The 25,628-nt window shown below is 66.3% G+C and carries 31 protein-coding genes; 25 read left to right on the top strand and 6 right to left on the bottom strand.

Annotated features, from left to right (window positions below; all coding sequences use genetic code 11):
- Nucleotides 1–7: 7 nt before the first annotated feature.
- The 5 genes from ACW5IY_RS04925 to ACW5IY_RS04905 form a co-directional block, all read right to left on the bottom strand.
- Entirely contained in the window at nt 8–1,513 is a 1,506-nt protein-coding gene (locus ACW5IY_RS04925; RefSeq protein ID WP_049434374.1) for a PepSY domain-containing protein, read from the bottom strand.
- Nucleotides 1,514–1,524: 11 nt separating this feature from the next.
- Nucleotides 1,525–3,663 (bottom strand): TonB-dependent receptor, encoded by a 2,139-nt coding sequence (locus ACW5IY_RS04920; protein ID WP_049434371.1) that lies wholly within the window; start codon nt 3,661–3,663, stop codon nt 1,525–1,527.
- Between the two features lie 129 nt (nt 3,664–3,792).
- Complete coding sequence (locus tag ACW5IY_RS04915) at nt 3,793–4,182, bottom strand: DUF2946 family protein (protein ID WP_049434369.1); 390 nt, start codon at nt 4,180–4,182, stop codon at nt 3,793–3,795.
- A gap of 211 nt (nt 4,183–4,393) precedes the next feature.
- Entirely contained in the window at nt 4,394–4,648 is a 255-nt protein-coding gene (locus ACW5IY_RS04910; RefSeq protein ID WP_005408345.1) for a hypothetical protein, read from the bottom strand.
- Nucleotides 4,649–4,659: 11 nt separating this feature from the next.
- Nucleotides 4,660–4,884 carry a hypothetical protein gene (locus tag ACW5IY_RS04905; RefSeq protein ID WP_010483754.1) on the bottom strand — a complete coding sequence of 75 codons (225 nt, stop codon included), beginning with the start codon at nt 4,882–4,884 and terminating at the stop codon, nt 4,660–4,662.
- Nucleotides 4,885–5,372: 488 nt separating this feature from the next.
- Here ACW5IY_RS04905 and ACW5IY_RS04900 point away from each other — a divergent pair, with 488 nt between their 5' ends.
- From ACW5IY_RS04900 to ACW5IY_RS04785, 24 genes are all read left to right on the top strand, one after another.
- A complete protein-coding gene (locus tag ACW5IY_RS04900; protein ID WP_049434367.1) occupies nt 5,373–7,709 on the top strand; it encodes a VapE domain-containing protein in 2,337 nt (778 codons plus the stop codon).
- A complete protein-coding gene (locus tag ACW5IY_RS04895; protein WP_100049894.1) occupies nt 7,709–7,984 on the top strand; it encodes a hypothetical protein in 276 nt (91 codons plus the stop codon). The genes ACW5IY_RS04900 and ACW5IY_RS04895 overlap by 1 nt, the downstream gene beginning before the upstream one ends.
- Before the next feature lie 75 nt (nt 7,985–8,059).
- Nucleotides 8,060–8,287 carry a hypothetical protein gene (locus tag ACW5IY_RS04890; RefSeq protein ID WP_010483758.1) on the top strand — a complete coding sequence of 76 codons (228 nt, stop codon included), beginning with the start codon at nt 8,060–8,062 and terminating at the stop codon, nt 8,285–8,287.
- Nucleotides 8,288–8,328: 41 nt separating this feature from the next.
- The gene (locus ACW5IY_RS04885; protein ID WP_049434365.1) at nt 8,329–8,967 is read left to right on the top strand and encodes a deoxynucleotide monophosphate kinase family protein; all 639 of its coding nucleotides are present in this window, start codon (nt 8,329–8,331) and stop codon (nt 8,965–8,967) included.
- A 151-nt stretch (nt 8,968–9,118) separates the two neighbouring features.
- Entirely contained in the window at nt 9,119–9,502 is a 384-nt protein-coding gene (locus tag ACW5IY_RS04880) for a hypothetical protein (protein ID WP_049434363.1), read from the top strand.
- A gap of 356 nt (nt 9,503–9,858) precedes the next feature.
- Nucleotides 9,859–10,287, top strand: a complete 429-nt coding sequence (locus ACW5IY_RS04875) for a Mor transcription activator family protein (protein WP_019336914.1) — start codon at nt 9,859–9,861, stop codon at nt 10,285–10,287.
- The gene (locus tag ACW5IY_RS04870) at nt 10,284–10,634 is read left to right on the top strand and encodes a hypothetical protein (RefSeq protein ID WP_010483765.1); all 351 of its coding nucleotides are present in this window, start codon (nt 10,284–10,286) and stop codon (nt 10,632–10,634) included. Before ACW5IY_RS04875 ends, ACW5IY_RS04870 begins: the two co-directional genes overlap by 4 nt.
- Nucleotides 10,631–11,116, top strand: coding sequence for a glycoside hydrolase family 24 protein (locus ACW5IY_RS04865; RefSeq protein ID WP_049434359.1), 486 nt, complete (start codon nt 10,631–10,633; stop codon nt 11,114–11,116). The genes ACW5IY_RS04870 and ACW5IY_RS04865 overlap by 4 nt, the downstream gene beginning before the upstream one ends.
- Nucleotides 11,113–11,490, top strand: a complete 378-nt coding sequence (locus ACW5IY_RS04860; protein WP_049434358.1) for a hypothetical protein — start codon at nt 11,113–11,115, stop codon at nt 11,488–11,490. Before ACW5IY_RS04865 ends, ACW5IY_RS04860 begins: the two co-directional genes overlap by 4 nt.
- Nucleotides 11,432–11,743: a hypothetical protein gene (locus ACW5IY_RS04855; protein ID WP_049434355.1), complete on the top strand. Its 312-nt coding sequence runs from the start codon at nt 11,432–11,434 to the stop codon at nt 11,741–11,743. The genes ACW5IY_RS04860 and ACW5IY_RS04855 overlap by 59 nt, the downstream gene beginning before the upstream one ends.
- A gap of 110 nt (nt 11,744–11,853) precedes the next feature.
- Nucleotides 11,854–12,408 carry a hypothetical protein gene (locus ACW5IY_RS04850; RefSeq protein ID WP_049434354.1) on the top strand — a complete coding sequence of 185 codons (555 nt, stop codon included), beginning with the start codon at nt 11,854–11,856 and terminating at the stop codon, nt 12,406–12,408.
- A complete protein-coding gene (locus tag ACW5IY_RS04845) occupies nt 12,405–12,995 on the top strand; it encodes a phage baseplate assembly protein V (protein ID WP_049434353.1) in 591 nt (196 codons plus the stop codon). Before ACW5IY_RS04850 ends, ACW5IY_RS04845 begins: the two co-directional genes overlap by 4 nt.
- A 52-nt stretch (nt 12,996–13,047) precedes the next feature.
- Nucleotides 13,048–13,386 (top strand): GPW/gp25 family protein, encoded by a 339-nt coding sequence (locus tag ACW5IY_RS04840; protein WP_010483777.1) that lies wholly within the window; start codon nt 13,048–13,050, stop codon nt 13,384–13,386.
- A 2-nt stretch (nt 13,387–13,388) separates the two neighbouring features.
- Nucleotides 13,389–14,285, top strand: coding sequence for a baseplate assembly protein (locus ACW5IY_RS04835; RefSeq protein ID WP_049434351.1), 897 nt, complete (start codon nt 13,389–13,391; stop codon nt 14,283–14,285).
- Entirely contained in the window at nt 14,278–15,579 is a 1,302-nt protein-coding gene (locus tag ACW5IY_RS04830; RefSeq protein ID WP_049434349.1) for a phage tail protein I, read from the top strand. The genes ACW5IY_RS04835 and ACW5IY_RS04830 overlap by 8 nt, the downstream gene beginning before the upstream one ends.
- Nucleotides 15,580–15,586: 7 nt before the next feature.
- Nucleotides 15,587–17,104: a tail fiber protein gene (locus ACW5IY_RS04825; protein WP_049434348.1), complete on the top strand. Its 1,518-nt coding sequence runs from the start codon at nt 15,587–15,589 to the stop codon at nt 17,102–17,104.
- 4 nt (nt 17,105–17,108) lie between these two features.
- Nucleotides 17,109–17,717, top strand: coding sequence for a hypothetical protein (locus tag ACW5IY_RS04820; protein WP_049434346.1), 609 nt, complete (start codon nt 17,109–17,111; stop codon nt 17,715–17,717).
- A 107-nt stretch (nt 17,718–17,824) separates the two neighbouring features.
- Nucleotides 17,825–19,024: a phage tail sheath C-terminal domain-containing protein gene (locus ACW5IY_RS04815; RefSeq protein ID WP_010483787.1), complete on the top strand. Its 1,200-nt coding sequence runs from the start codon at nt 17,825–17,827 to the stop codon at nt 19,022–19,024.
- A gap of 2 nt (nt 19,025–19,026) precedes the next feature.
- The gene (locus ACW5IY_RS04810) at nt 19,027–19,530 is read left to right on the top strand and encodes a phage major tail tube protein (protein ID WP_010483789.1); all 504 of its coding nucleotides are present in this window, start codon (nt 19,027–19,029) and stop codon (nt 19,528–19,530) included.
- 80 nt (nt 19,531–19,610) lie between these two features.
- Complete coding sequence (locus ACW5IY_RS04805) at nt 19,611–19,901, top strand: phage tail assembly protein (protein WP_019336908.1); 291 nt, start codon at nt 19,611–19,613, stop codon at nt 19,899–19,901.
- 120 nt (nt 19,902–20,021) lie between these two features.
- On the top strand, nt 20,022–22,493 hold the full coding sequence (locus ACW5IY_RS04800) for a phage tail tape measure protein (protein WP_049434343.1): 2,472 nt from the start codon (nt 20,022–20,024) through the stop codon (nt 22,491–22,493).
- 2 nt (nt 22,494–22,495) lie between these two features.
- Nucleotides 22,496–22,963 carry a phage tail protein gene (locus ACW5IY_RS04795; RefSeq protein ID WP_049434341.1) on the top strand — a complete coding sequence of 156 codons (468 nt, stop codon included), beginning with the start codon at nt 22,496–22,498 and terminating at the stop codon, nt 22,961–22,963.
- Nucleotides 22,947–23,162: a tail protein X gene (locus tag ACW5IY_RS04790; RefSeq protein WP_010483798.1), complete on the top strand. Its 216-nt coding sequence runs from the start codon at nt 22,947–22,949 to the stop codon at nt 23,160–23,162. The genes ACW5IY_RS04795 and ACW5IY_RS04790 overlap by 17 nt, the downstream gene beginning before the upstream one ends.
- On the top strand, nt 23,153–24,226 hold the full coding sequence (locus ACW5IY_RS04785) for a phage late control D family protein (RefSeq protein WP_049434340.1): 1,074 nt from the start codon (nt 23,153–23,155) through the stop codon (nt 24,224–24,226). Before ACW5IY_RS04790 ends, ACW5IY_RS04785 begins: the two co-directional genes overlap by 10 nt.
- A gap of 31 nt (nt 24,227–24,257) precedes the next feature.
- Here ACW5IY_RS04785 and ACW5IY_RS04780 read toward each other — a convergent pair whose 3' ends face one another.
- Nucleotides 24,258–24,638: a tautomerase family protein gene (locus ACW5IY_RS04780; RefSeq protein ID WP_049434338.1), complete on the bottom strand. Its 381-nt coding sequence runs from the start codon at nt 24,636–24,638 to the stop codon at nt 24,258–24,260.
- 565 nt (nt 24,639–25,203) lie between these two features.
- On the opposite strand from ACW5IY_RS04780, the gene ACW5IY_RS04775 reads away from it, so the two are divergent.
- Nucleotides 25,204–25,611 carry a hypothetical protein gene (locus ACW5IY_RS04775; protein WP_049434335.1) on the top strand — a complete coding sequence of 136 codons (408 nt, stop codon included), beginning with the start codon at nt 25,204–25,206 and terminating at the stop codon, nt 25,609–25,611.
- Nucleotides 25,612–25,628: the final 17 nt, after the last annotated feature.

The raw sequence follows: 25,628 nt of genomic DNA, 5'->3' as shown, positions 1-25,628 counted from the left end.
CAGGGCATCAGCGCCGCCTGCGCCGCAGCTTCATCCGCAACCGCCGATAGCCGATCACCGTCGCCGTGGCACACAGCGCGGTGCCAGCAGCGCTCAGCAGCAGCAACACCGCCAGCCGGGCACCTTCCTGGCGCAGCATCGCCGGCAGGTCCCAGCTGTGCAGGAAGTAGAACAACCAACGCCCCACCCGCTCGCGATGCCCCATCGTCAGCAACGGATCGCCGGTCGCCAGATCGAGATAGACGCGCGTCGCCTCGGCATCGCCAAAGTCCACCACCGCCACCGGGAAGCGGCGTACCGCTGCACCATTCATGGCCTCGGGCGCACGCGGATAGAAGTAGGCATCCGCCGCATGCTGCACCACGAACCCCTGCATCGGTGCATCGGACAGCGCACGCACCTTCTGCTGCAGCCACGTTGCCGGAAGCAACCGCGTAACCTGCAGATGCCCATTGCTGCCGGACACGATGCGGGTATCACCCTGCCCGTCCAGCAGCACCGCGAACAGTTCACCACCGATCCGTCGCCACTGGATCTCCACCGGCCGGAAGCGCTCGGCATCGGCCACCGCCAGGAGCTTTGCCGGCTCACCCAACACGCCATCCACCGCCACCGCGCCACCCCGATAGCGTCCGCTGTCGATCGCCTCGCGCGTGCTGCTGAAGACGCCCAATGGATTCATCGACATCAGGCCGCTGAAAATCCAGGTGAACACGAAGGCCGCAGCACACAATCCGATCAGATGGTGCCAGCGCATCCACGACTCCACGTACGGCGTCTTCGCACCGGAACGATAGTGCCCACGGAAACGCCAGCGCCATACGCCCACCACGATGCCGCTGATCGCCGCCACCGTGCACAGTGCGGACAGCACGATCACCACCCACGTCCACACCGGGTCGACCGACTGCATGCGCAGGAAGTACAGCCAGTGCAGCCAGGCACCCACATAGTTCCAGCGCTGCTGCACATGCGGTGCGTCCAGCACCACTTCGCCGGTGTGCGAGGACACATACAGGTCACCCGGCTGCGCGCCCCCTACCTCCACCCGGTACAGCGGCCGGTGCGCGTCCAGCGCGCGCGAGTGCGTCCAGCGATCCTCGTCCACGCGCATCGCGCCGACGAACGCCTGGCCGCCAGCAAACTGTGCAGCGGACGCTTCGGCGCGCTGTGCCGACACCGGAAGCAGAACCTGGCCGGTGCGCGCAGACCAGGCGCCCACGTTGCCGCCGCTTCGCACCACATACGCTGGCTCGCCGCGCAGCGTCGTCAGTGCCACGGCCTCCGGCTCGGCCTGCACGGCAGCTGGCAGTACCGACAGCCCCTGCCAGCCGCGGGCATCCCCCAGCACCGGCAACGCCGCCAGCCGCTCACCCGGCGTCAGCTTCGGGTAGCCGATGAACAGCATCACCGTGCCACTCACGAACCACAGCAGCATCAGCAGGCACCCACCGATGCCCAGCCAGCGGTGCACCAGGTAGGTCCAGCGCTTGGCGGTGGATCGCAACGTCATCGCCAGCGTCCTCAGAAGCGATGGTCGACGGTGAATTCGACGCGCCGGTCCGCACCCAGCAACCACTGCGTACTGGTGTAGTACGCGGTGGCGTAGTACGCCTTGTCGAACACGTTGAACAGCCGCGCGGACAGTCGCGTGCGCGGTGCCGCCTGCCAGGTCAGCGCCAGGTCGGTAGTGCTGTAGCCGGGAAGTTCCAACGCGTTGGCATTGTCGGCGTAGCGCTTGCCGACATAGCGGATGCCCGCCGCTGCGCTCCAGTCCGGCAGGAACTGCCAGCTCAACCATGCGTTGGCCAAGCGCTCGGCCACGTTCGGCGGTACGTTGCCATCGCGCGACACCAGCACCGCCGGCGAACCGCTGGTTTCCAGGAAGTCCTCGAACTCGGCCTTCAGCACCGTGGCGTTGGCATCGAGCGACCACTGCGGCGCGAAGTTCCAGTTCAAGGACGCCTCAATGCCACGCGAGGTCTGCGCGCCCACCTGCACGCGGCGGTCCGGCACCAGCGGATCGCGGCTGAGCAGACCGGTCTTGCGGATGCGATACGCCGCCAGCGTCCACTCGCCGCCATCGAAGGCCTGCTTCAGGCCCACCTCGATCTGCCGGCCCTTGGCCAGGTCGAAGGCACCGTTGGCCGGGCTGATCATCAGCAGGCCACTGACCGGATCCGCCGCCTGCGAGTACTGCGCGTAGAGGCTCAGCGTCGGCTGCAGCGCGAACACCGTGCCTGCACGCCAGCCGGTGCTGCTGTAGGTCTTCGAGAACGCGTTCTGGCCGCTGATCAGATCGGTGCGATCGATGCGCGCGCGGTCGTGACGCAGCCCACCCAGTACCGACCAGCGTTCACTCAACACCAGCCGGTCCTCCACGAACAGCGCGTACTGCTCGGCGCGGTTGCGATAGCGCGGCAGGTTGGGCGCGTCGCTGGCGAACCGGCCTGGCACCGGATCGAACGGATCGACCGGGCCCGAGCTGCCGGCATAGGTGTTGTTGGTGTGCTTGAAGTGCGCACGATTGGCATCGAGGCCCACGGCAAAGCGGTTGGCCAGGCCCGCGATGTTTCCTTGTACCTGCAGTGTCGAGGTCAACCCGGTCTGGTCCTGGTTGTGGGTGATCTCGGTGTTGCCCGAGCGATCGATCAAACCGGTGGCGCGGTTGTAGACATAGGCCTCGGCATTGCGCCAGTCGCGCTGGCTGTCGATCTGGTAGACGCGGGTTCGCCATTCCACGTTCGACGTCGGCGTCCACAGCGTATCAAGTTGGGTCCAGCGGTCGCGATAACGGATGTCGCTGTCTTCCACGTTGTAGTTGCGATGGCGCAATGCCTCCAGCTGCTGCCCACCCACCAGCGGCGTGCCGAAGTAGCGCATCGGTTTCTGGTGGCCCTGCGCATGGGTGAGGGTCAGCTGCAGGTCCGGGCGTGGCTGCCACAGCAAGGCACCGGAGAAGGTCACGTCACTGTTTCGCCCGCGGTCAACCCAGCCACCGCTGTAATTGCCACTCACGTCCAGCCGATAGGCCAGGTCCCGGGTCAACGCACCGCCGCTGCCGAAGCCCAGGCGCGCAGTATCCTCGCTGCCGACGGTCACGCTGATCTCGTTCTCGATGGCGCTACGCGAGGGCTTCTTGGGCACGATGTTGATGACCCCGCCAATGGCGCCATCGCCATGGATGACCGACGCCGGGCCGCGCAGTACTTCGATGCGTTCGATCGACCAGGTATCGAACGGGAAGGTGATGCCCACGCCGCCGTACTGGCGAAGCCCGTCGTACAGGCGCATCACCGAGGCGCCATCGGTGAAGCCTCGGCTGGACAACGCACTCAGGCCGTTGCCCGGGTGCGGCATGGCACTGATCGCGCCTGCCCGGCTGATCGCATCGCTGAGGTTGGTGTCGCCCCGCTGTTCCAGCTGTTCACGCGAGATCACGGTCAGGCTGGCCGGTGTCTGCAGCACGCTCAGGCCCAGCGCAGACGCGGCGCTGGCGGTGGAAGACAGTTCACCGCTGCGGGTGTCGACCACGCGCACGGTATCCAGCGTGGTCGGGGGTGGCGCATCGGCGGCAAGGGCGGGCACGGCGTACAGCAGGGACATGCACAGCGCAGGCAGTGTCGCCCTGCGCAGGCGCGCGGAGTTGGGGTTGGTTTTCATTTGTTCACGGCATGCAGGGCCGCCCCGCAGTGGCAGGGCAGCTCAGGGAATTCGGAGAACGCGCACGCAGCAGTGCCAGGCCATGCCTGGCGGCTCGGCAAAATCAATCCAAAGGCGCGCGCGCAGGGCTCAGGCGGCCATCAAGGCCGGCGGCCCACGCGCTCCCAATGTGCCGCTGATGCGCTGCGGCAACGCCTGCACCGCACCGCGCAACGCGCGGCATACCGGCGCCATCGGCGCCAACAGCAACACTGCCGCCACCAGCAGGGTGATCAGCCGCGCGGCGATCAGGCAGTAGTCGCAGTCCACGCCCATCTCATGTTCGGCGTGTGGATCGGCAGGCGGCTTCTTTTCGGCCTCGCCGTGCGACATCCCGTGATGCTCGTGGTGCCCTTCCATCGCGTGCTGCGCATGCTCTGCGTGCATCGCGTGATTCATGGCAGCCACCGGTGCGGTTGCCGCAACGTGGCCATGTACCAGCCAGCGGCTCACCAACGGGGCGAGCAGCACCAGCAACATGGCAAGCCATGCCAGGGTCTGGAACCGGCGGTGGAGGACAGAACGACGCACGCCACCATTCTACGGGGCGATGGCCAACCTTGGACCGAGTTCAGGGTTTCCAGAAAGGCGGTGCGACGTTATGACGCAGCCGCGGACGCAGACGCTCTCCACGGCCCCAAAGGGGGACGGAAGGCGGCCTTACAGCCCCTTCCGTCCCCACATCGCATTGCTAGAACCGCGCGGGCTGCTGCACCGCACGTTCCAGGAACATGACGCCCGCCTGCAGGCTGTTGCGGGCGTTCTCCAACCAGCGCTCCGGATCGGCCACCGCAAATCGCTCCTGTGCATCCACATCACCCGAGTCGGCCAGGTCGGCCAACTGCAGATGGATGTGGTTCTCCACCAGGCTCACCAGCACGGCGAGCTCGGCCGACAATCCGGCGATGCGTTCGGTGAAGCCAGCGTCGTTGCTGTTCAGAGACATGTCCCCTGTTCCTATGCGTTGCGGTGTTGATGGATGGCTTCGAAACGCTCGGCGCAGGCAGGCCCACAGAACAGCCTGGCCGGATCGTTGTCGAAGTCTTCGCTGCAGTCCGGGTTGTGGCATTCCCCAATGGGCCTGAGTGGGGCAACGCTGCGGGCCCGCGTTGCGTGCTGGGCCAGTGCTCGTTGCAGATGGCGCGCGTCCAGTTCCTGCGCTTCGTCGATGGTGTCCGTCATGCGGGTTGTATTTTATCGAGGGGTCGTCGCACTGATTGAGAACGTCGCGGCCGCGGCCTGCGGCGCGCATGTGGCATCGGGCCGGGGCATTTCATTGAGGTCGGCTTCAGTCATGCAGGCTCCTTGTGCATGGGCGCCCTGGCGGGCGTTTGAGAGAGAGTGAAGGGCCGCGTCGAACGGCCCGGCCATCATCCGGAAACCGGTTCTCGCCGATTGCGACGCAAGAAGGCGATGATGCGGATCTGCGATCGCAGTCGCATGTCCAACCGCGTGGAGCGCCCATGGCGGAACCGGGGACAGCAGGTATCCAAAGGTGTTGCAAATGGCGGATCCATCGGACACCATGACCACATCAACACCTCCCATCACCTACTGACCACTTCGCGTCGGGCCGCCGCCGCATGGCCTGCACAGCGCAGGCATCGCACAGCGCCGTTGCCATCCACGGCCGCTGTGCATCGAACAACGTTCCAAGGGGGTCCCGCCGAATGTACACACCGCACCCAACACAGGACGTCGTCCCGGCGTTCCTGCAGGCCATGCATGCACACGGCATCGTGCCGGACGCCCGCGGACGCGATGCACTCAACGCCGACGGCACGCTGGTGCGCTTCCACGTGGAGGGTGACCGCCGTGGCACCCGCAATGGCTGGGCGGTCCTGTTCGGCGACAACGTGCCCGCCGGCGAGTTCGGCAGCTGGCGTACCGGTACCCGTCACGCCTGGTGCGCGCAATCACCGGCCACGCTGAGTCCCACCGAGCAGCGCGCGATCCGGCAGCGCCAGGAATCGGCCCGGACCGAACGTGAGCGGCAACAACGCGAGCGCGAGGATGCCGCAGCCAAGGCCGCCAACGTACTGTGGCAGCGGGCCATGCCCGCCGACGACAGCCACCCCTATCTTGCGCGGAAGGGCGTGCACGCTCATGGCCTGCGCGTGGCAGCGTGGCCGGTACGCAACAGCGATGGGCTGGTGTTCCGCCACATCGAGAATGCGCTGTTGGTGCCGGTGGTGAACACTGCCGGACGCATCGTCTCCCTGCAGGCGATCCTTCCCCGTACCGACCCGGCACTGGGGCGCGACAAGGACTTCCTGGCCGGTGGCCGCAAGCAGGGCTGCTTCCATGTCATCGGCAAGCCATTGCCCGGGCATCCCATCGCCATTGCCGAGGGCTATGCCACCGCAGCATCGATCCATCAGGCCACCGGCTGGTGCGTCGTGGTCGCGTGGGACGCGGGCAACCTGACGGCCGTGGCCCGTGCCTGGCGCAACGCCGTACCCGATGCCTCGTTCGTGCTCTGCGCGGATAACGACCAATGGACGCGGCAACCTCTGGAGAACCCTGGTGTCAGCCAGGCCACGCAGGCTGCGGTAGACATCGGTGCTCGGGTGGTCTGGCCGGAATTCGCCATCGTGCACGGCGACGATGATCGCCCCACCGACTTCAACGACCTGCATCGGCGTGAAGGCCTGGAAGCACTGCGCGCGCAGCTGCTTGCCGACCCACCGTGCGCGCCGGACGAAGGCCCCGCCGACAACGGCACACGCTCCCCGGCCGCCGCGAGCTATCAGGTTCCCGGCAACCTCTCCGCCTTCGATACCTTCACTCCGTTCCCGGACAGCAGCGCACGCGGCCGCCCGTTGCCGACCGCGCGCAATCTCGCCGAGCTGTGCCGCCGCACCGGCGTTACGGTGCGTTACAACGTCATCCGCAAGGACCTGGAGATCCTGGTGCCGGACCTGCAGTCCACGATCGACAATGCCAAGGAGGTTGCCGCCGGCGAAGTGATGGACTGCATGCACCGCGCCGGCATGGCCACCGCCAGCTTCGAGACCAACCTGTGCCAGGTGGCCGAAGCCAATCCCTACAATCCCGTTGCCAGCTGGATCACTTCACAGCCCTGGGATGGTCAGTCCCGCCTCCAGGCGTTCTTCGACACCGTGCAGGAAGCCCAGCCCACGCGCATGTCCGATGGCCGCATCCTGAAGGAGGTGCTGATGCGGCGTTGGCTGATCTCCGGCGTGGCGGCCGCCTTTGAACCGGATGGCGTGGTCGCACGGGGTGTACTGACCTTCGTCTCCAAGCAGAATCTGGGCAAGACGCGCTGGGCACGGCAGCTGGCACCGGCCGAACTGCAGCTGATCGCCGATGGCGTGGTACTCGACCCCGCCAACAAGGACAGCATCAAGCAGGTCATCTCCAAGTGGATCGTGGAACTGGGTGAGGTCGACGCCACCTTCCGCCGCACTGATATCGCCGCGCTGAAATCATTCATCTCGCGCAGCCACGATGAAATCCGCCGGCCTTACGCACGCACCGAATCGCGCTATGCGCGGCGCACCATCCTGTTCGCCAGTGTCAACGACGAGCGCTTCCTGCGTGACGCGACCGGCAACAGCCGCTGGTGGACCGTGCATGCCGTGGCGTTGGGTGAACCGGCGCGGATCGACATGCAGCAGGTGTGGGCCGAAGCCCATGCGCTGTACCGCAATGGCGAGACCTGGCACCTGTCCGGCGAAGAGCTGGATGCACTCAATGCCACCAACAGCGAGCACGAACCCATCTCGCCTATCGCCGAGCTGATCGACCGCCACTTCGACTGGTCCCTCCCCGCCGAGCATTGGAGCACGCACTACCGTGCCACCGAGATCGTCATCGCGGTGGGCATCGACAAACCGAACCGGCGCGAGGTCAACGAGGCCGCCGCCTACGTGGTGAAGCGGCATGGCGTGCGCACCCGCGTGGTGGGCAAGGAACGGGCAAAGGTGTGGCTGATGCCACCGCGCAGCCGCAGCCTGTCCGAACACATCGCAGGACCGTTCTGATGCCACGCACCCATGATGGCCGCGAAGTCGGCAGCGACAGCGCCGAGTGGCGCCTCGACTGCGAGGCACGTCGCCTGCTGCAACTGGCGGGCTACCGCTGCATCGACGCTCAAGGGCGGTGCAGAACGATCAGCCCGCGCCGGCATCGCCAGCAGTACCTGGCACGCGTACAGGCCACCCGGGGTCCTGTGGAGCGCGAGCGATTGGCGTCACTGGCGGTACGGCAATGGATCGCCAATCCACCCTACCAACCCGTCGAGGACGCGAGTAGATGAAAGGTGTTGACTGGAGCAGTCCACAGAGGCAAGATGACTGTATCGGCCACGCCACCTTCCAGGAGCGCTTCCGCCATGCCTCGACCCCGACTGCATGCCTTTGAAGGTGAGCAGCTCACCGTGCGACAGATCCACCAACGGGTACCGGTACTGTCCGAGCGGACCATCCGCGATCATCTTGCTGCCGGCCGTCGTACGCGTACCGCCATGTTGTGCTTTGACCCGATCGCGGCGGCAGCGCGCGGTGGCCGCATCACCCAGCGCATCCTGCGCGCCCGCAGCACCGCCGCACGTGATTCCTGATCCACCGGCAGCGGCCACGTTCTTCAAGGAGTAGATTCCCCATGATTCCCGCGTCCCTCGACAGCGGCCATCGCATGATCGCCGACACGCTGGCTGCGTTCCGTGCCGGGCCTGCCCTGGCCAGCACTGCGCTTTGCGCACGGCCGCAGGCGGGTCCGCCGCTCTACATCGGCATCGCCGGCGCCAAGCGTGCGGGCAAGGACACCCTCGCCAGCGGGCTGGCGTCGGCGCTGGCACTGCCCTGCGACAGCTTCGCCGCACCGCTGCGGCAGTTCGTCGCGTCCCTCCTCGGGCTCTCCCTGCGTGAACTGGACAGCCGCAAGGAGGACACCATCGACTGGCTGGCCGAACTCACTCCTCGCCACCTGATGCAGACCGCGGGTACCGAATGGGGCCGCGACCGCGTCCATCCCGAGCTGTGGGTACGCTCGCTGTTCGCGCGCCTGCCTGCGGGAGGACTGGTGCCCGACGTCCGCTTCAGCAATGAGGCCTGCGCGATCCGTCGCCGCGGTGGTGTCGTGATCCGCGTCAGCCGCCCGGGCCATGGAGGCCATGACACCCACGCCAGCGAGCAGCCACTGCCCGATGAGCTGGTCGACATCGAGGTAAGCAACGACGGCAGCCGGGCCGATCTGGTACGCAGGACGCTGGACCAGCTGCTGTCGCGCGGCGTGATCTGAGCCTGGAGCAGGGCCGCGCTGCCCTGCATCTTCCTGACCCAACCGCAGGTTCCGGCCCATCATCAGCGAAAATGATGTAAGGTCGTCCCCCATCACCGACGGCACCTGTCGTCACCCTGCATCCCCAACCATTTCGCAAAGAGGAATTGTCATGGAGGTCGAACAGTTCACGTCGACGCGCCAGAAGGCCATCGAATTGTTCAAGTCGCAGCCCAAGGGTGGCAAGGACATCGTGAGCCTGGACGCGATCTTCATCTCGCTGTGCTCGCTGGCCAACGCTCGGACCGAGACCGGCACCACCCGGCAGGAACGCACAGCGGCTCGTCCCGGCAGCCAGCAGCCTCCCGCGCCGTGGTTCACCGAGACCCTGGCCGCCCTGAAGGGCAAGGGCGAATCGATCACCGTGGCGCGGTTCCTGATGTTCGCCAACCGCTTCCCGGTCAAGCGCATGGACCAGGTCAATGCAGCGCGTTGGCTGCGTGATGCCGGCTACATTCCGCGCAAGACCGGCGGCAACCTGGTATTCGACCTTTGATCCAGCACCACCTGCAGTCCTGAAGCCCCGGCATCGTCCGGGGCTTTTTCGTTCCAGGGCCTGCTCGCCTGCATGAGGACCGCCAACCGGACGCCATCCTCACCCCGTACCTGCCACATCCCCTTGATCTGCCTTTCTCTCTTCCCTGTGAGGACTGCGAGTACGAAGGAAAGAGCAAACATCAGCAGCAACAGCCAGCGGCCGCAGAGCGTCATACGCTGCCCAGCAGCCCTCCTCACCCGTCCTCGGGGCGCCGATGAACACCTTCAGCACGCATACTTGCAAGTAGACGAAAGGTGTTGACTGGCGGTGCGGGATGGCAACAGTGGAGATCAATGCCACTGAAGACATCCTCCATGAACGCCCTGCCCGACAGCATCCAGACCCTGGCCGAGGTCATCGGCGAATCCGCAGCCCTCACGCTGGTGCGTGCGTGGCCGCCGACCACCTCCAGCACCACCGGCCGTCATCGCGTCATCGTCTACGTTCCCTCCACCCTGCCCGACCAGCATCGCCTGATCGACATCCTCGGCCGCGACGTTGCCCAGCGGCTGGTCACCCACTTCGGTGGCGAGCTGCTGTTCCTGGCCTCGTGCTTTGCAGCCAATGCCCATGAGCGCCGCGAGCAGATCGCACGAGCGGTCGCCTGTGGCATGCCGCGCGAGCACGTCGCGCGCGAATTCGGTGTCTCGCAGACCACCATCAAGCGCGCCCTGCGTGGCGCCCGTTCCGCGCCACCGCCTGCGGTCCATCCGGCCCTGCTCAAGGGGTACGCACGCGCATGAACGAGAGCGACCTGCTGGCTGGTGTTCCGGACTGGGCCAAGTATCTGGGGGGAACCTCGGGTGTACTGATCGCGGTGTCGCTGTGGCTGCGCCAGTGGTTGTCGTCGGCCAAGGTCGACCGCACCGCAGACGAGGCCACCAGCAACACCCTGCGCACCCTGCAGGAGCAGCTCGCGGCCGAGCGTACCCGCGCAGACGGCCTGATGCACGAGCGCGAAGCAATGGCCCAGGAGATCGGCCAGCTGCGCGGCGAGGTCAACGCCCTGCGCGCACAGATCGCCCAGCAGAGCGTGCAGATAGACGCGCTGTTGAACCTGGTGCGCAAGCAGCCGGGGGCCGCCGCATGACCGCCGCTGCAGCCAGCGCCCTCGGTGGGGCCAACATCGCCGCATTCCTGGACATGCTGGCGGTATCCGAAGGCACCGACATCCCCAGCCAGCGCTCGCGTGACCACGGCTACGACGTGATCGTGGGTGGCCAGTTGTTCAACGACTACCGCGACCATCCCCGCGTACTGGTGTCGCTGCCACGCTATGGCATCAAGTCCAGTGCCGCCGGTCGCTACCAGTTCCTGCGCAGTACCTGGGATGACCTGCGCGTGCGGCTGGGCCTGCCCGACTTCGGCCCGGTTTCGCAGGACCGCGCGGCCGTGGCGCTGCTCAAGCAATGCGGTGCCTACGAATTGATCCGCCTCGGTCGCTTCGATGCCGGCGTCAACGCCGCACGACGTATCTGGGCATCACTGCCGGGCGCCGGCTACGGGCAGAAGGAGCAGGCACTGGAAACACTGCGCGTGGCCTACCGCACCGCCGGCGGAGGCCTGCAGTGACGCCCGTCGCCCTCCGTTTCCGCATGGGCCTGCTGGTCCTCGCCGGTACCCACGCAGGCTGTGCCTGGCTGGGGTGGACGCTGCGCGACCGCAGCGCGGACCTTGCCATCGCCACCGTCCACACCGCACAGCAGGCATCGCGCGCTGATGCGGCGCAGGCCGCACATCAGCGGGACCTCGGCAACGCCCGCGCAGGTGCGCAGGCCGAATCGCAGCGCCTGGCCACGCAGGCCGAACGCACCCGGCAATTCCAGACCCTGCAACAGGACATCGAGACCCATGCCAAGACTCCTGGCCGTGACCGCGGCGATGCTGATGCTGAGTTCGTGCGCATCTGGCGCGAAGCCAACGCCGGCCGCGCCCTGCCGCGTTGATCTCAGCATCGCCCCGGCGCAGCTGCGTGCGCCGGACGAGCTGCCGGATCTGCAGGCGGCCAACGACGATGCGCTGCTACGCAATCACGTTGCCGTCGCGCGGCAGTACCACGCACTGGCCGACCAGCTGCGTGCCCTGCTGTGCAGCCTCGGCAGCCAGCAGGGGATCACCCTCAACGGTACAGCGCCAATGGCGCCTGCGGAGTGCGCAGCCACCGGCACCGGCACTGCCACCGCACGACAACAGCGCTGATCCCCGCGGCCACGCCTGCAATGTCCCATGCGGCGGGTGATGGCAACACTGGATGCAGACAGCGCGCGTCCCCGACCTGGCGCGTCCTCCCATTCAACGCACGAGCTGACATGGCGACCAACTCCCCCTCTTCCATTCTCGACGCACTGCACCCCGCCATCGAAGCCGCGATCCGCGCGCGCTTCCCGGACTTCGCAACCGTCGAGTTCTATCGCGAACCCGGTGCTGAAGGCCTGGCCACACCCGCCTGCCTGCTGGCGATGACCCGCTGCGATCGCAGCAAGGACAAGGACGATGGCAGCGGGCAGATGCAGGCACTGCTGCGCTTCGAGGCACGCGTCGTCGTCGCTGCCGCTACTGCCGACGCGGCACTGCAGCTGCGCAAGGCCGCCGTCGCGCTCGCCAGCTGGCTGCACCAGCTCGGCCGGTTCCCCGGTGCGGCCAGCGGCGCGATCGATGTGATCGCCGCACTGCCCGAAGACGCGGCGGCGGCGCAGCCAGGCCTTCGCACCTGGCTGGTGGAGTGGTCATTGCCGGTCGCCTTGGGCAGCAACGCCTGGGAGGAGACCGGAGGCACAGTTCCCCAGGCCTTCTACAGCTTCGTACCGGAGATCGGTCGTGATCACGAAGCGCGCTATCGGCCCATTGAGGGAGCAGCACCATGAGCGCCGAACACGCACGCTTGATCGGCAACCTGCTGATGATCGGCGTCGTGCGCGAGCTGGACGAAGCGGGCGGCCGCGTGCGCGTGGATGCAGACGGCATGCTGACCGACTGGATTCCCTGGCTGGAGCGCCGTGCTGGCCCAGGCATGCGCAGCTGGTGTGCGCCCGAACCCGGCGAGCAGGTGCTGCTGGCGTGCCCCTATGGCGACCCGGGCCAGGCACTCGTTCTCGGCAGCCTGTACCAAGACCGGTTCCCGGCGCCCACCGACTCGCGGCTGCGGCACCGCACCGAGTTCGCCGACGGCAGCGTTGTCGAGTACGACCAGGAAACCGCAACGCTCAACGTCGATGTCGGCAGCGGCAAGGTCATCGTCACCTGTGCAAGTGCACAGGTGATCGCCAGCGAATCGATCGTGCTCGATACACCGTCGGTCAAGGCGACTGGCGACCTGGACGTCACCGGTGCGATCAGTGCCGGCAAGGACATCAGCACACCCGGCGAGGTCAAGGCTGGCGCCATCGGCCTGAAGGCACACACGCACACCGCACAGGGTCCGACCGCACCCACCACGCCCGCGCAGCCCTGAGCGGCCACGCGTGCAATGCCCTGAAAACCCGCACTCCACGACGATAGAGGCCATGCGAGGAATCGACGCCAACACCGGCAAATCACTGGATGGGCTCGCCCATCTGCACCAGTCCGTGCGTGACGTTCTCACCACGCCCCTTGGCTCCCGGGTACTGCGCCGTGAATACGGTTCGCGCGTGTTCGAACTGATCGATGCGCCGACCAACCGCTCGCTGCGCATGGACCTGATCGCGGCCACCGTCGACGCACTCGCGCGATGGGAACCGCGGCTTCACGTCGAGAACGTCGACGTCTCCCTCCCCGCCCCCGGCGTGATGATCCTGGCAGTGACCGGAATCCACCTGCCGGACGGCGAGGCCATCACCATCGAAGGAATCGAGGTTCGCTAACCGTGGCATCCGGCTCGTTCACCAGTGTCAATCTCTCCCAGCTGCCTGCACCGGCGGTCATCGAAGTGCTCGATTTCGAGACGCTGTTCGATGAATCGTTGACCGCACTGCAGGTGCTCGACCCCACCTTCGACGCGCTGCTGCCGTCGGACCCGGCCTTCAAGATCCTGGAGGTCTGCACCTACCTGCGCCTGCTCGACCGACAGCGCGTCAACGATGCGGCGCGTGGCGTGATGCTGGCCTACGCGGTCGGCAGCGACCTGGACCAGCTGGCCGCGATCTTCGGCATCGGCCGCCAGATGCTGGACCCGGGCAAGCCGCAGGAAGGCATTCCGCCACGCTACGAGAGCGATGAAGATTTCCGTCGGCGCATCCAGCTGGGTCCGGAAGGCTTCAGCGTGGCCGGGCCGGAAGGCGCCTACATCTTCCACGCGCTGAGCGCCGATCCGCGGGTGCTCGACGCCAGCGCGACCAGTCCGTCGCCGGGTGAAGTGGTGGTCTCGGTGCTGTCGCGTGAAGCCGATGGCACGGCCACCCAGGCGCTGCTCGACGTAGTGGAAGCGAAGCTGAGTGCGGCCGACGTGCGTCCGCTGACGGACCACGTGCTGGTACGCACGGCGGCAATCATCAACTACGCGGTCACCGCCACGCTCTACACCTTCGCCGGCCCGGATTCGCAGGTGGTGCTGGCCGAAGCACGCTCGCGCCTGGATCGCTACATCGCCGAGTCGCATCGGCTCGGCCGCGATGTCACCCGCTCCGGCCTGTTCGCCGCATTGCATGCCGAGGGCGTGCAGCGCGTGGAGATTTCCAGCCCGGCGGCTGACGTGGTGGTGGACCGGACCCAGGCCACCTACTGCACCGCGGTGACCCTGACCCATGGCGGCAACGATGAGTGATTCCACCGCACGCCTGATCAATGCACGCCTGCGTGGCGCGATCGATGGGCACAACCTGCAGTTCCGCCATCCAGGTGGCGCACTGGCCACCCTGCAGGCGGTGTACCGCACCGATTGGCAGGGGCGATTGAAGCTGTCGGACACGATGCGGCGCAACCTGCAGCGTTTCTCGGCAGCCTTCGGCCACACTTGGTGGAAGGGCTTCTACGTCAAGCCGGCGAACCTGTCGTACAGTCATCCCGCTCCGGATGGCAGCTCCAGTGCCTGGTCCTTCCCGGTCTCCGATGCGATCGGGGGCCCGGAGCAGAACTTCGCCGGCGTGGTGGACGAGGATGGAAGCGCGTTTCCCAATGGTGCCGTGCGCACCATCAGCATCTGGCTGCGTGCAACCGAACCCTGTGCGATCGACTTCGGCATGCGCACCACCGGCGCAGGCAGGACCCGTCTGCAGGTGGGCACCGAGTGGAAGCGCTACAGCTACACCTATGCCGCAACCGCGGATGACGCCCCCCGGGGCGTGAGCATCGTGCTGGATCGGCGGGCAGGCGGGAACACCGGCCTGAAGCCGGACAGCCGCATCCACCTTTGGGGCGTGCAGGTGGAGGAAGGCCGCGAGGCGACCAGCTACATCCGCACCATGCCCCAGCCGGTGGGCGTGATCGATTACAGCGTGCTCAACAATGTGATCACGCTCAGCCGGCCACCCGCTCCCGGTTCGATCATCGACGCCGACGCGCTGATCAGGGTGCCGACGGCAACCACCCTGCTGCCGCCCAACGCCACCCGCGCGGAACGGGCGCTGGCCCGTGCTGCGGTGACCCGCCCGCTGCCGGTGGACATCACCGCGCTGTGGGATGCGGACCGCTGCCCGGCCGCGTTGCTGCCCTGGCTGGCCTGGGCCTTGTCCGTCGACGAATGGAAGGCCTACTGGCCGGAAACGGTAAAGCGTGCCCGCGTGCGCGCCGCGATCGCGATCCAGCGCCGCAAAGGCACCTGGGGCAGCGTCCGCGATGTGGTGGCTGCATTCGGCGGCTCGATCCTGATCCGCGAATGGTGGGAAATGCAGCCGCGAGGTGCACCGCACACCTTCGAAGCGGTGATGACCATCGCCAACCAGGGCGGCGAGACCGCCACCGCCAAGTTCGTCGACGACGTGATCGGCGAGATCAGCCGCACCAAGCCAGTGCGCTCGCACTTCACGTTCACCCAGGGCATGCAGGCCAGCGCCGGTATCGGTGCACTTGCCGGCGCCCATGGCACCACCTTCCGCCGCATCCAACTGATCGGAGAGTAAACCCCGCATGCGCTTGAAAATCACCGACGCCGGCTTCGCCAAGCTGGTCAATCCACCCAACACCGGCACCAGTGCCGTGCTGATCACCGAGATCGGCCTGACGTCCACGGCATTCACGCCGACGGCAGGGCTGACCGCCCTGCCGGGCGAGATCAAGCGGGTCTCGACGTTCGGCGGCAAGGCCGTGGGCGACGACACGCTGCACGTCACGATCCGTGACGACAGCGCTACCGCCTACAGCCTGCGCGGCTTCGGCCTGTACCTGGGCGACGGCACGCTGTTTGCAACCTTCGGCCAGACCGATCCGATCATGGAGAAGACCGCTGCCTCGATGCTGCTGCTCTCCACCGATACCCGCTTCAGTGAAGTCGATACCGCGCTGATCGAGTTCGGCAATGCCGAATTCATCTATCCGCCCTCCACCACCGAGGTGCAGGGCGTGGTCGAACTGGCCACGACGACCGAGACCGAAGAGGGGGCAGATGCCCAGCGTGCAGTGACACCGCGCGGGCTGCGTGCCTTCATCGACAAGCGCTTTGGCGCCAGCGCCCCCACCCAGTTCGTCCGCACGCTGCTGTCGATCGCCACCGATGCCGCGTTCCGCTCCGCTCTGGGGCTGAAATCGGCCGCGTTGAAGGACGAGGGCGCCGACAAGGGCCTGGATGCCGACCTGCTCGATGGCCGCCACGGCACCCACTATCTGGACTGGCGCAACATGACCGGCGTGCCATCCAGCGTGCACGTGCCCGGACAGGTGATTCTGTTCGCCGGTGCCACCGCGCCCAACGGCATGCTGCTGTGCAACGGCGCCGCTGTTCCGCGTGCCAGCTACCCGGCCCTGTTCGCCGCCATCGGTACCCGCTACGGCGCCGGTGACGGCGCAACCACCTTCAACCTGCCGGCAATGCAGGAAGGCACGGTGGTCACGCACACACTGAACCCGGAAGCGGTCGGCAGCTTCACCCAGGGTGAGGTGATCCGCCATGCCCACGGTGCAAGCGCGGCGACGGCAGGCAACCACAGCCACGCCATTTCCGTAGGCGCAGGCGGCGCGCACTCCCACGGTGCCAGCGCCAGTGCCGTCGGCGACCACGCGCATGGTGCGTGGACCGACTCGCAAGGCCACCACGCACATACCGGCGGCACCTCGTGGATCGGCGATCACCAGCATCTCACCGCGTTCGCCGAATCAGGCACCACCTACCCATGGGGCGCCGACTACAACAACCACGCCGGTTCACGCGGCAACCTGGACTACGACAACCCCTGGCCGTACACCAGCCCGGCCGGTGGCCACGCCCACAGCTTCACCACCGACGGCGCAGGCGGCCACGGCCACAACATCGGCATGAACGGCGCCGGCGGCCACTCGCACACCATTTCCATCGCCCAGGTGGGTGACCACGGCCACGCCGCGTCGGCCGCCGACGCCGGTGCGCACACCCACACCGTCGTGGTGGAGAACGCCGGTGGCGACCGCAACCTGCCGGCTGGCCTGCGGATGATCTATTGCATCGCGTACTGAGGACATGAACTTGCCTACCGAACCGCGCTTCGCGCACTCCTACGATCCCGATACCCGCGCCTACATGGGCAAGGTACGCCTGCAGCCTTCGCCGGACGGTGCCTGGAACCTGCCCGACTTCACCGTGGACGTCGCGCCTCGCCAACCTGCCGGCGAATACCAGGCACTGCGCCTGGCCGAGGATGGCTCACGCTGGGAACTGGTGGCCGATTTCCGCAACTGCATGCTGTGGGACACACGCACCGCGATGGCGGTACCCAACCGCCTCGCGCTGGGCGAGCCGTTGCCCAAGGACGTGACCCTGTCCGAACCATTCAAGCTGGATGGCACCACCGCGCAATACAACGCGTGGAATGCCAGCCGCCGCGAATGGACGCTGCTGCCGGACTACAGCTCGCGACCGCTGTGGAACAAGCACGATGCCAGCTTCGCTACTCCCGTTTCCCGTGGGGTCGCGCTGCCGTCATCGGTCACCGATCTGGCACCGCCTGCAGATCGCAGCTACCCGGTCACCTTCGATGAAGCCCGTGCTGCCTGGGTGATGGTCACTGCCCCCGAACCCGACCCGGCCGCGCAACCGCAACCGCAACCGCAACCGCAACCGCAACCGTGATTTCGGGCCACCGCTGCAATTAATCCAGCCGCGGCCAGATACGAACATGTACCCATGCGGCGCAGATCGCGACCGCAGCACCCACCCAACCAAGGAAAAAACAACGCATGGCCGAATTTCTGCATGGCGTGCAGGTCGTCAACATCGATGGTGGTTCCCGCTCGATCGCTGTTGCCTCGACCAGCGTCATCGGCATCGTGGGCACCGCGCCCCGCGCCGACAAGATCGCCTTCCCGTACAACACTCCGGTCCTGGTGACCTCGCGTTCGCAGGCAGCCAAGCTGCTCGCCAACGCCGCAACCGAAGTCGATGAGGGCACCCTCCCGGGCCAGCTCGACGCCATCTTCGACCAGTCCAACGCAGTCGTCGTTGTCATCCGCGTCGAGAAGGGCGCCACCGAAAATGACACCCTGGCCAACGTGCTGGGCGGCGTAAACGCGCAGACCGGTGCCTACACCGGCGTGCATGCATTGCTGGCGGCAAAGTCGGTGGTGGGCATCAAACCCCGCATCCTGGCGGTACCGGGCTTCACCCACACCCACGAAAAGCGCGATACCGAACTGCTGGCCAACCCGGTCGTGGCCGAACTGCTCGGCATTGCCGACAAGCTGCGCGCGGTGATCATCAAGGATGGCCCGAACAGCAACGACGACGCCGCCAAGAGCACCACCGCCCTGACCGGTTCCAAGCGCGTCTACGTGGTCGACCCGGCGCTGCTGGTGCAGTCCGGTGATGCCATCGTCACCCGCTACGCCTCCGGTGCCGTGGCCGGCGCCATCGCCCGCAGCGACAACGAACGCGGCTGGTGGGCATCGCCGTCCAACCTCGAGCTCAACGGTGTGGTCGGTACCGCACGTGCGATCGACTTCGGCCTGTCCGACGCGACCAGCCGCGCCAACCTGCTGAACCAGTCGAACGTGGCGACCATCATCCGCGAAGGTGGCTTCCGCCTGTGGGGCAACCGTACCGCCAGCAGCGACCAGAAGTGGCAGTTCCTGTGTGTGGTGCGCACTGCCGACATCATTGCCGACAGCCTCGAGGCCGCCCATCTGTGGGCCGTCGACCGCGGCATCAGCAAGACCTACGTCGACGACGTGCGTGAGGGTGTCAATGCCTTCCTGCGCGGCCTGAAGACCCAGGGCGCGATCCTCGGCGGCAACTGCTGGATCGACCCCGACCTGAATGCAGCGGACAGCGTGGCCCAGGGCCGCTTCTACTGGGACTTCGACTTCACCCCGACCTACCCGGGTGAGCAGCTGACCTTCCGCATGCACATGAACAACAACTACGTCTCGGAGATCTTCTAAGCATGGCGCGCAAGATCCGCAAGAACTTCAACTTCTACGTCGACGGCAAGGGCTATGCCGGCAGCGTGATGTCCTTCACCGCCCCCAAGCTGTCGCTGAAGACCGAGGACTTCCAGGCCGGTGGCATGCTGGCCCCGACCGAGATCGTGCTCGGCCATGACAAGCTGACCGCCGATGTCGAGTTCGCCTCCGACGACGCGGAGATCATGAGCAAGTTCCACGTCATCGAAAGCAAGGAATACGGCTTCACCGCCCGCGAAGCGCTGGAAGGCGATGACGGCGAAGTGACCCAGGTCGTGCACAACATGCGCGGCAAGGTGAAGCTGCTGGACCGTGGCGAAACCAAGGTCGGCGAGAAGGGCACGATCAAGGTCAACCTGGCGCTGAGCTACTACAAGCTGACCCATGGTGCCCAGGTCGTGCAGGAGATCGACGTGGTCAACATGATCGCCCGCCAGGGTGGCGTGGACGTGCTGGCCGGCATCCGCGGCGCACTGGGCATCTGAACCCTCGCCGCACTGAAGAACCCGGGGGCGCCTCGCGCCCCCGCATCCATCGCACCGCATCGCATTCCAGGAACGCATCCATGTCCAGCAAGACCAAGACCCCCACCGACACCGTCATCGAGCGCGATGGCTTCGCCGAAATCACCCTCACCCGCCCGCGCCAGGTCAACGGCATGGAAACCGCCGTGCTGCGCATGCGTGAACCGACCGTGGAAGACATGGAGCGCTACCAGGATGACAAGGGCAGCGACGCACAGCGCGAGGTGCGGATGATCGCCAACCTGTGCGAGGTCTCGCCGGAAGACGTGCGCAAGATGCCGCTGCGCGACTACGCACGACTGCAGGCAGGCGTCGCGCTTTTTACCACCTGACCCTGCCTCAGATCAGGCAGGGAGTGCTCGCCCTGGCCGGTCATACCGGCTGGGGCCTGCGCGAGATCATGACACTGCGGGTGTCGAAGTTCATCTGGTGGATTCAGGGATTGCCGGTACATGGCCAGTAACGTTCAAACGACAACGATCACGATCGGCGGCGAGGTGTCCAAGTCACTGAAGGACGCCTTCTCCTTCGCCAACGACGGTATCAAGCGCCTCGGCACCGAGGTGACCCTGCTGGACCGCAGGCTCGCGCGCATGAGTACGACCAGCAAGGAGTACGCCCGCATGCGTACCCAGGTCGATGCTCTGCGTGCCTCGCAGGTGGCGCTGGAGAGCATCGAAGCAAAGCGCGACGCCAACCTGGAGAAGCGCGGGAAGCTCGGCTCGGCATTTGGCGAGGCACGCGGCACGCTTGGCACGGCCGTTACCGCACTGGCCAAGCCGGTCGAGAACGCCTCCGGCTTCGCCCGCCAGAACCAGCAGATCGGCGTGGCGGCCAACCTCAGCCGCACCCAGGTGAGCGCCTTGGGTCAGGCCATCCTGGAACAGTCGCGTGCAACCAACCAGGGCGCCGACGCGCTGCAGCGCTCGATCAGGCTGATGATCGACGCCGGCATGGATGCGCAGTCGGCCCAGGCCAGCCTCGGTGCCGTCGGGCGGACCACCACCGTCACCGGTGCCAGCATCGATGATGTGGCCCAGGCCGCGGCCGCCCTGCAGCAGTCGTTCGACATCGATCCCTCGCGCATGCAGAACGCGCTGGATGTGCTGGTCGTCAACAGCCGGCAGGGCGGGCTGGGCCTGAAGGACATGGCCGAAGTGCTGCCTACCCTGGGTTCGTCGTTCGAGGCGATGAAGCTGCAGGGCACCTCGGCGGCCGCCACCCTCGGCGCGGCCCTGCAGGCCACCCTGGATTCGGCCGGCGGCGCCGACAAGGCCGCCAGCAACATGAAGAGCTTCATGTCCGAGGTGCTCTCGCCGGACATTCAGGAGAAGGCCAAGAAGAGCCTGAACCTGGATCTGCGCAAGATCATCGGCGATGCACAGACCAGCGGCGGCAATCCCTTCGATGCTGCGATGCAGGGAATCATCCAGGCGACCGCGGGCGACCAGAAGAAGATCGGCACCCTGTTCAGCGATGCACAGGCGAAGAACTTCGTCCAGCCGATGATCGAGAACTGGGATACCTACATCCGTGTCCGCGACAAGGCCTTGAATGGGTCGGCGGGTACCACCGATGCGGCCTATGCCGATGCGATGCAGACCGATCCGCAGAAGATCGAAGGTGCCAAGATCGCCGTGGACAACCTGTCCAAGGCCTTCGGTGCGGCACTGCTGCCCGCGGTGGGCGAGGCCGCCGTCAAGCTGACCGAGCTGTTGAACGGGGTTACCTCGTTCGTGCAGGAAAACCCGAAGCTGATCGCCAACACCACGCAGATCGTGGTCGGCATGCTGGGCATGCGCACGGCGGTGCTCGGCGCTCGCTACGCCTGGACCTTCCTGCAGGGCCCGATCCTGGGCGTGCAGAAGGCCTTCCAGCTGTTCCGTGGTGGCAGCCTGCTGGCACAGATGGGGCGCTTCGGGCCGATGGCCATGCGCCTGGCATCGGGCTTCCGTGTGGTTGCTACTGCCGTGGCCGCCATCGGTGGTGGTCCGATCACGATCGCCATCGCGGCAATCACCGCAGGCGCCATCCTGGTGCGCAAGTACTGGGAGCCGATCAAGGCATTCCTGGGTGGCGTCTGGGAAGGCCTGAGCGGTGCAGGCACCGCAGCGATGGGTGAACTTATGCGTGCGGTTGAACCGCTGCGCCCCGCCTGGGAAGTCATGAGCGGGTTGATCGGCCAGGCCTGGGACTGGCTGTCGAAGATGCTTGCACCTGCACAGTACACCGGCAACGAACTGTCGCGCGTTGCCCAGATCGGCAGCTTCCTCGGTACCGTTCTGATGGAAGGCCTGAGAATGAACATCCAGCTCATCAGCGGCCTGGTGCAGTACGTCGCCTGGATGGGCAACGTGTACACGACCGTCGCCAGCGGGATCGGAATCGGAATGAGCAAGATGTGGACGGCGATCAAGTCCGGTGCCGAATCCCTGTTCGACTGGCTCATCCCGAAGCTGGATTTCCTCATGCCCTACGTCGAGAAGCTGATGGGGTTCGTCGAAGGGGGCATTGGCAAGGTCAGTGCGCTGGTCGGCAAAGGCCTGGACTTCGGCAAGGAGGTGCTTGCCGGTGGAGCGGAAGCAATCGGCAACGGCATGGTGGGGTACACCAACATGCGGGCCGGCGGCCGAGGTGGCCTGGATGACGCCGTGGGCCTGGTCGGCGACGTCGCCACGTTGGACGCGCCGGGCGCGCGCAAGCGTTGGGGCGGCATCAGCGAGGCCGCTCGCGGTCGCACCGCACCCGACATGCCATCGCCCTCTGCGCGCGGCGTCACCACCGTGCAGCAGCAACAGACCAACAACATCACCATCCACCAGCAACCGGGTGAATCCAGCGAATCGGTGGCGCGTCGCACTGCCGACGAACTGCAGCGTCGCAACGCGGTTGCTGCCCGTGGTGGCCTGGCAGACAGGAACTAAGCATGAAGCGCGAGTTCGTAACCGCATCCATCGACAAGCTGTTGTCCAGTTTCCAGAGCAACGACTCCGGCAACGCCCCGGTACTGCTGATGCTGGGCGGCTTCAAGTTCAGCCTCAACACCGCCGTGTTCCAGGAGATCCAGCAGAGCAACGAGTATGGCTGGGCTGCGCAGGAACGCATCGGGCAGATGGCCGCCCTGCAGTACACCGGCCCCGGCAAGGCCAGCATGACCTTGCCGGGCGTCATCCACTATGCGTTCCGGGGTGCCGGCAATGAGCTCTCGCAGCTGCGCAAGCTGGCGGCACAGGGCAAGCCACAGCGGCTGCTGACCGGCAAGGGCGGAAACCTGGGGCTGTGGGTCATCGACAAGATCGACGCCACTGCCTCCGGCTTCACCGTCGATGCGGGAATCCAGCGGCACGAATTCACCCTCTCCCTGCGGAAGCACAGCGATGGCACGAACGTATAACACCCGCGACGGCGACGTCGTTGACCGCATCGCACATGCGCACTATGGCGAACAATCACCGGCCATTCTGCGCGCGATACTCGACGCCAACCCGGGCCTGGCCGCGCGCGGCGCAGTACTGCCTGCGGGCATCGCGATCACTCTGCCAGACGTGCAGCGCCCCGCCGGCGAACGCAAGGGGATCGCGCTGTGGGACTGAACATCAGACCGGCATTCCGCGTGGTGGCCAACAGCCAGGACATCACCGACAAGATCATGTCGCGCTTCAAATCATTGCGCATCACCGACGAGACCGACAACAACTCGGACATGCTGGAGCTGCAGCTGGCCGACCATGATCCGTCCGATCCGATCCAGCTGCCGCCGGCAGGCGCGGAGCTGGAAGCCTTCATCGGCTATGACGGCGAAGTGCGGCGCATGGGCCTGTACATATGCGATGAGGTGGAGATTTCCGGCTACCCGGGCAGCATGACCCTGCGCGCGCGCGCCGCACCGTTCGAGGCCAGCAAGGGCGGCAAGAACGATCTGCAGACGCAGAAGACGCGCACCTGGAAGAAGGGCACGACGATCGGCGGCATGGTCCAGCGCATGGCCGGCGAGCACGGACTCAGCGCGGCCGTGAGCGGATCGCTGGCGTCGATCGCACTGCCGCTGACAGTGCAGTCGCAGGAGTCGGACATGAACCTGCTGCTGCGCCTGGCCAAGCAGCACGATGCCATTGCCAAGCCGGGCGGCGGCCGCCTGATGTTCGTCAAGCGCGGCGAATCCACCAGTGCCAGCGGTGAGCGCATTCCCGACGTTACCCTGACCCCGGCCGATGGCAGTGGCTACAAAGTGAGCATCGTCTCACGCGAGAAGACCGGCACCACCATTGCCTACTATCGCGATGTACGCGGTGCCAAGCGCCAGGAAGTAAAGCTGGGCAGCGGTGAACCGATCGTGCGCCTGCGCATGGCCTACGCCGACCGCAAAACCGCTGAAGCCGCAGCGCGCGCCAAGCACCAGGAACAGGCCCGGCAGACGCGTACGCTGAGCTACACCCTGCCCGGCCGCGAGACGCTGATGGCCGAAGCCACGGTGGTGATGCAGGGCTTCCGCGATGGCGTGGATGGGCAGTGGCTGGTCAAGCGCGCCGAGCACAACATCAGCCACGACGGCTACGTGACCAGCATCGAGTGCGAACAACCCAACAGCGCCGACGCAGTGAAGGCGGCCCGCAGTGCGGCAGCCACCGAAGGCGAGCAGGTCGGCAGCGAGGTGTAGATCCACGCCATGCGTGGATGCTTTTCGCGCATCAACTCACGTACTGCGCTACCCCGTTGCCGAACGACCAGTTCTCCTTCTTCACTTCCACCAGGTTGATGAACACATCCTCGCGGCGGATGCCCACCGCCGCGTGCAGGCCATCAGCGATGCCGGCATACAGCGCCTTCTTCTGCTCCAGCGTGCGCCCTTCGTTCCAGGTGATCTGGATGCAGATGAAATCGCCGGTGCGGTCCACGCCCAGGTAGCCGGGGTCGTAGATCAGCGTGCCGGGCGCGTGCTGCTGGAAGATCTGGAAGCGGTCGTTTTCCGGCACGCCCACCGCGCGCATGGCCTGGTAGATGGTTTCGCCGACTCGTTGCAGGTAGTCGGCGGATTTACCTTTGCGAAGATCGATGCGGGCGAGCGGCATGGTGGCACTCCAGCGTGGATGGGTACGGCGACAGGCTGAGACTACGCCTGCCCGGGGCGGTGGGACAGCGCAGGGATGGAACCCTCTGGCTCCATGCGTGACACATTCCCGCCTGCGCACGCCGGGTGACGGAATTGCCATGGCGGCGCCGCTCTGGAGTCGTCATGTGCACGGTCGGCAGAGGTGGCGCTCTGCGCCATCAGTGATGGGCGACACAGTCGGCAGATGCTGGAGGGCACAGAACCGGAAACGCTTGGTGTGCCTGCGTGGAGTTGAGAACTTTCCTTACAGACCACTGTGATTGTGCGATCCCATGATCACCGCGCCGAGGCAGATTGCCTGGGCCGGGATTGGCGTCTCGAATAAACGAATGAACACCCATCGCTGCGATTTACGCCGCAGCAGAGAGAATGCACCGATTGCCTTCAATGGCGGCCGGTGCGTGGGGATCGACAGATCCGCCAGGCCTTCTTCTCGATGGGAGTTCGTTTGCCTTGGTACGCCAACCCGCACCGTCCGCCACCTTCACTCCCGAAGGTGGCCCCACGCCAGTGAGGGTTTCGCCATGACCAACCGCACCGCCGACCATCCCCGCCTGCACGCCCTGATCGGCAACATCGCCGCCGACGTGCCTGAAGACCTCGCACGCGAGATCGAATGCGCCCTGCAGGAACAGAACCTGCCCGTGCAGTCGCCTGCCTTCTTCGCCTGCCTCAATGCCATCAGCCACGCCGATGGCGACGACGGACAGCCGTGCCGCAGCCTCACCCTCGGCGCCAGCAATCACGCCTCGCTACGCCGCTCGATGTCCGGGCTCAGCACAGTGCTCGATCTGCTGCAGGCCGCCGATCGAGCGCGTGCCGAGTGTGGCCCGGACGAACAGTTGGGTGCCTTCCATACCGATGGGCTGATCGTGGCCGCGCGACAGCTGGTGCGCGAGGCGCATCACTGTCTCGCCGAGGGCCACACCTGACCGGCCCGGATGCGCTC

The organism is Stenotrophomonas sp. C-A (genome assembly GCF_054030835.1).
This window is presented reverse-complemented; position numbering and strand designations above follow the sequence as displayed.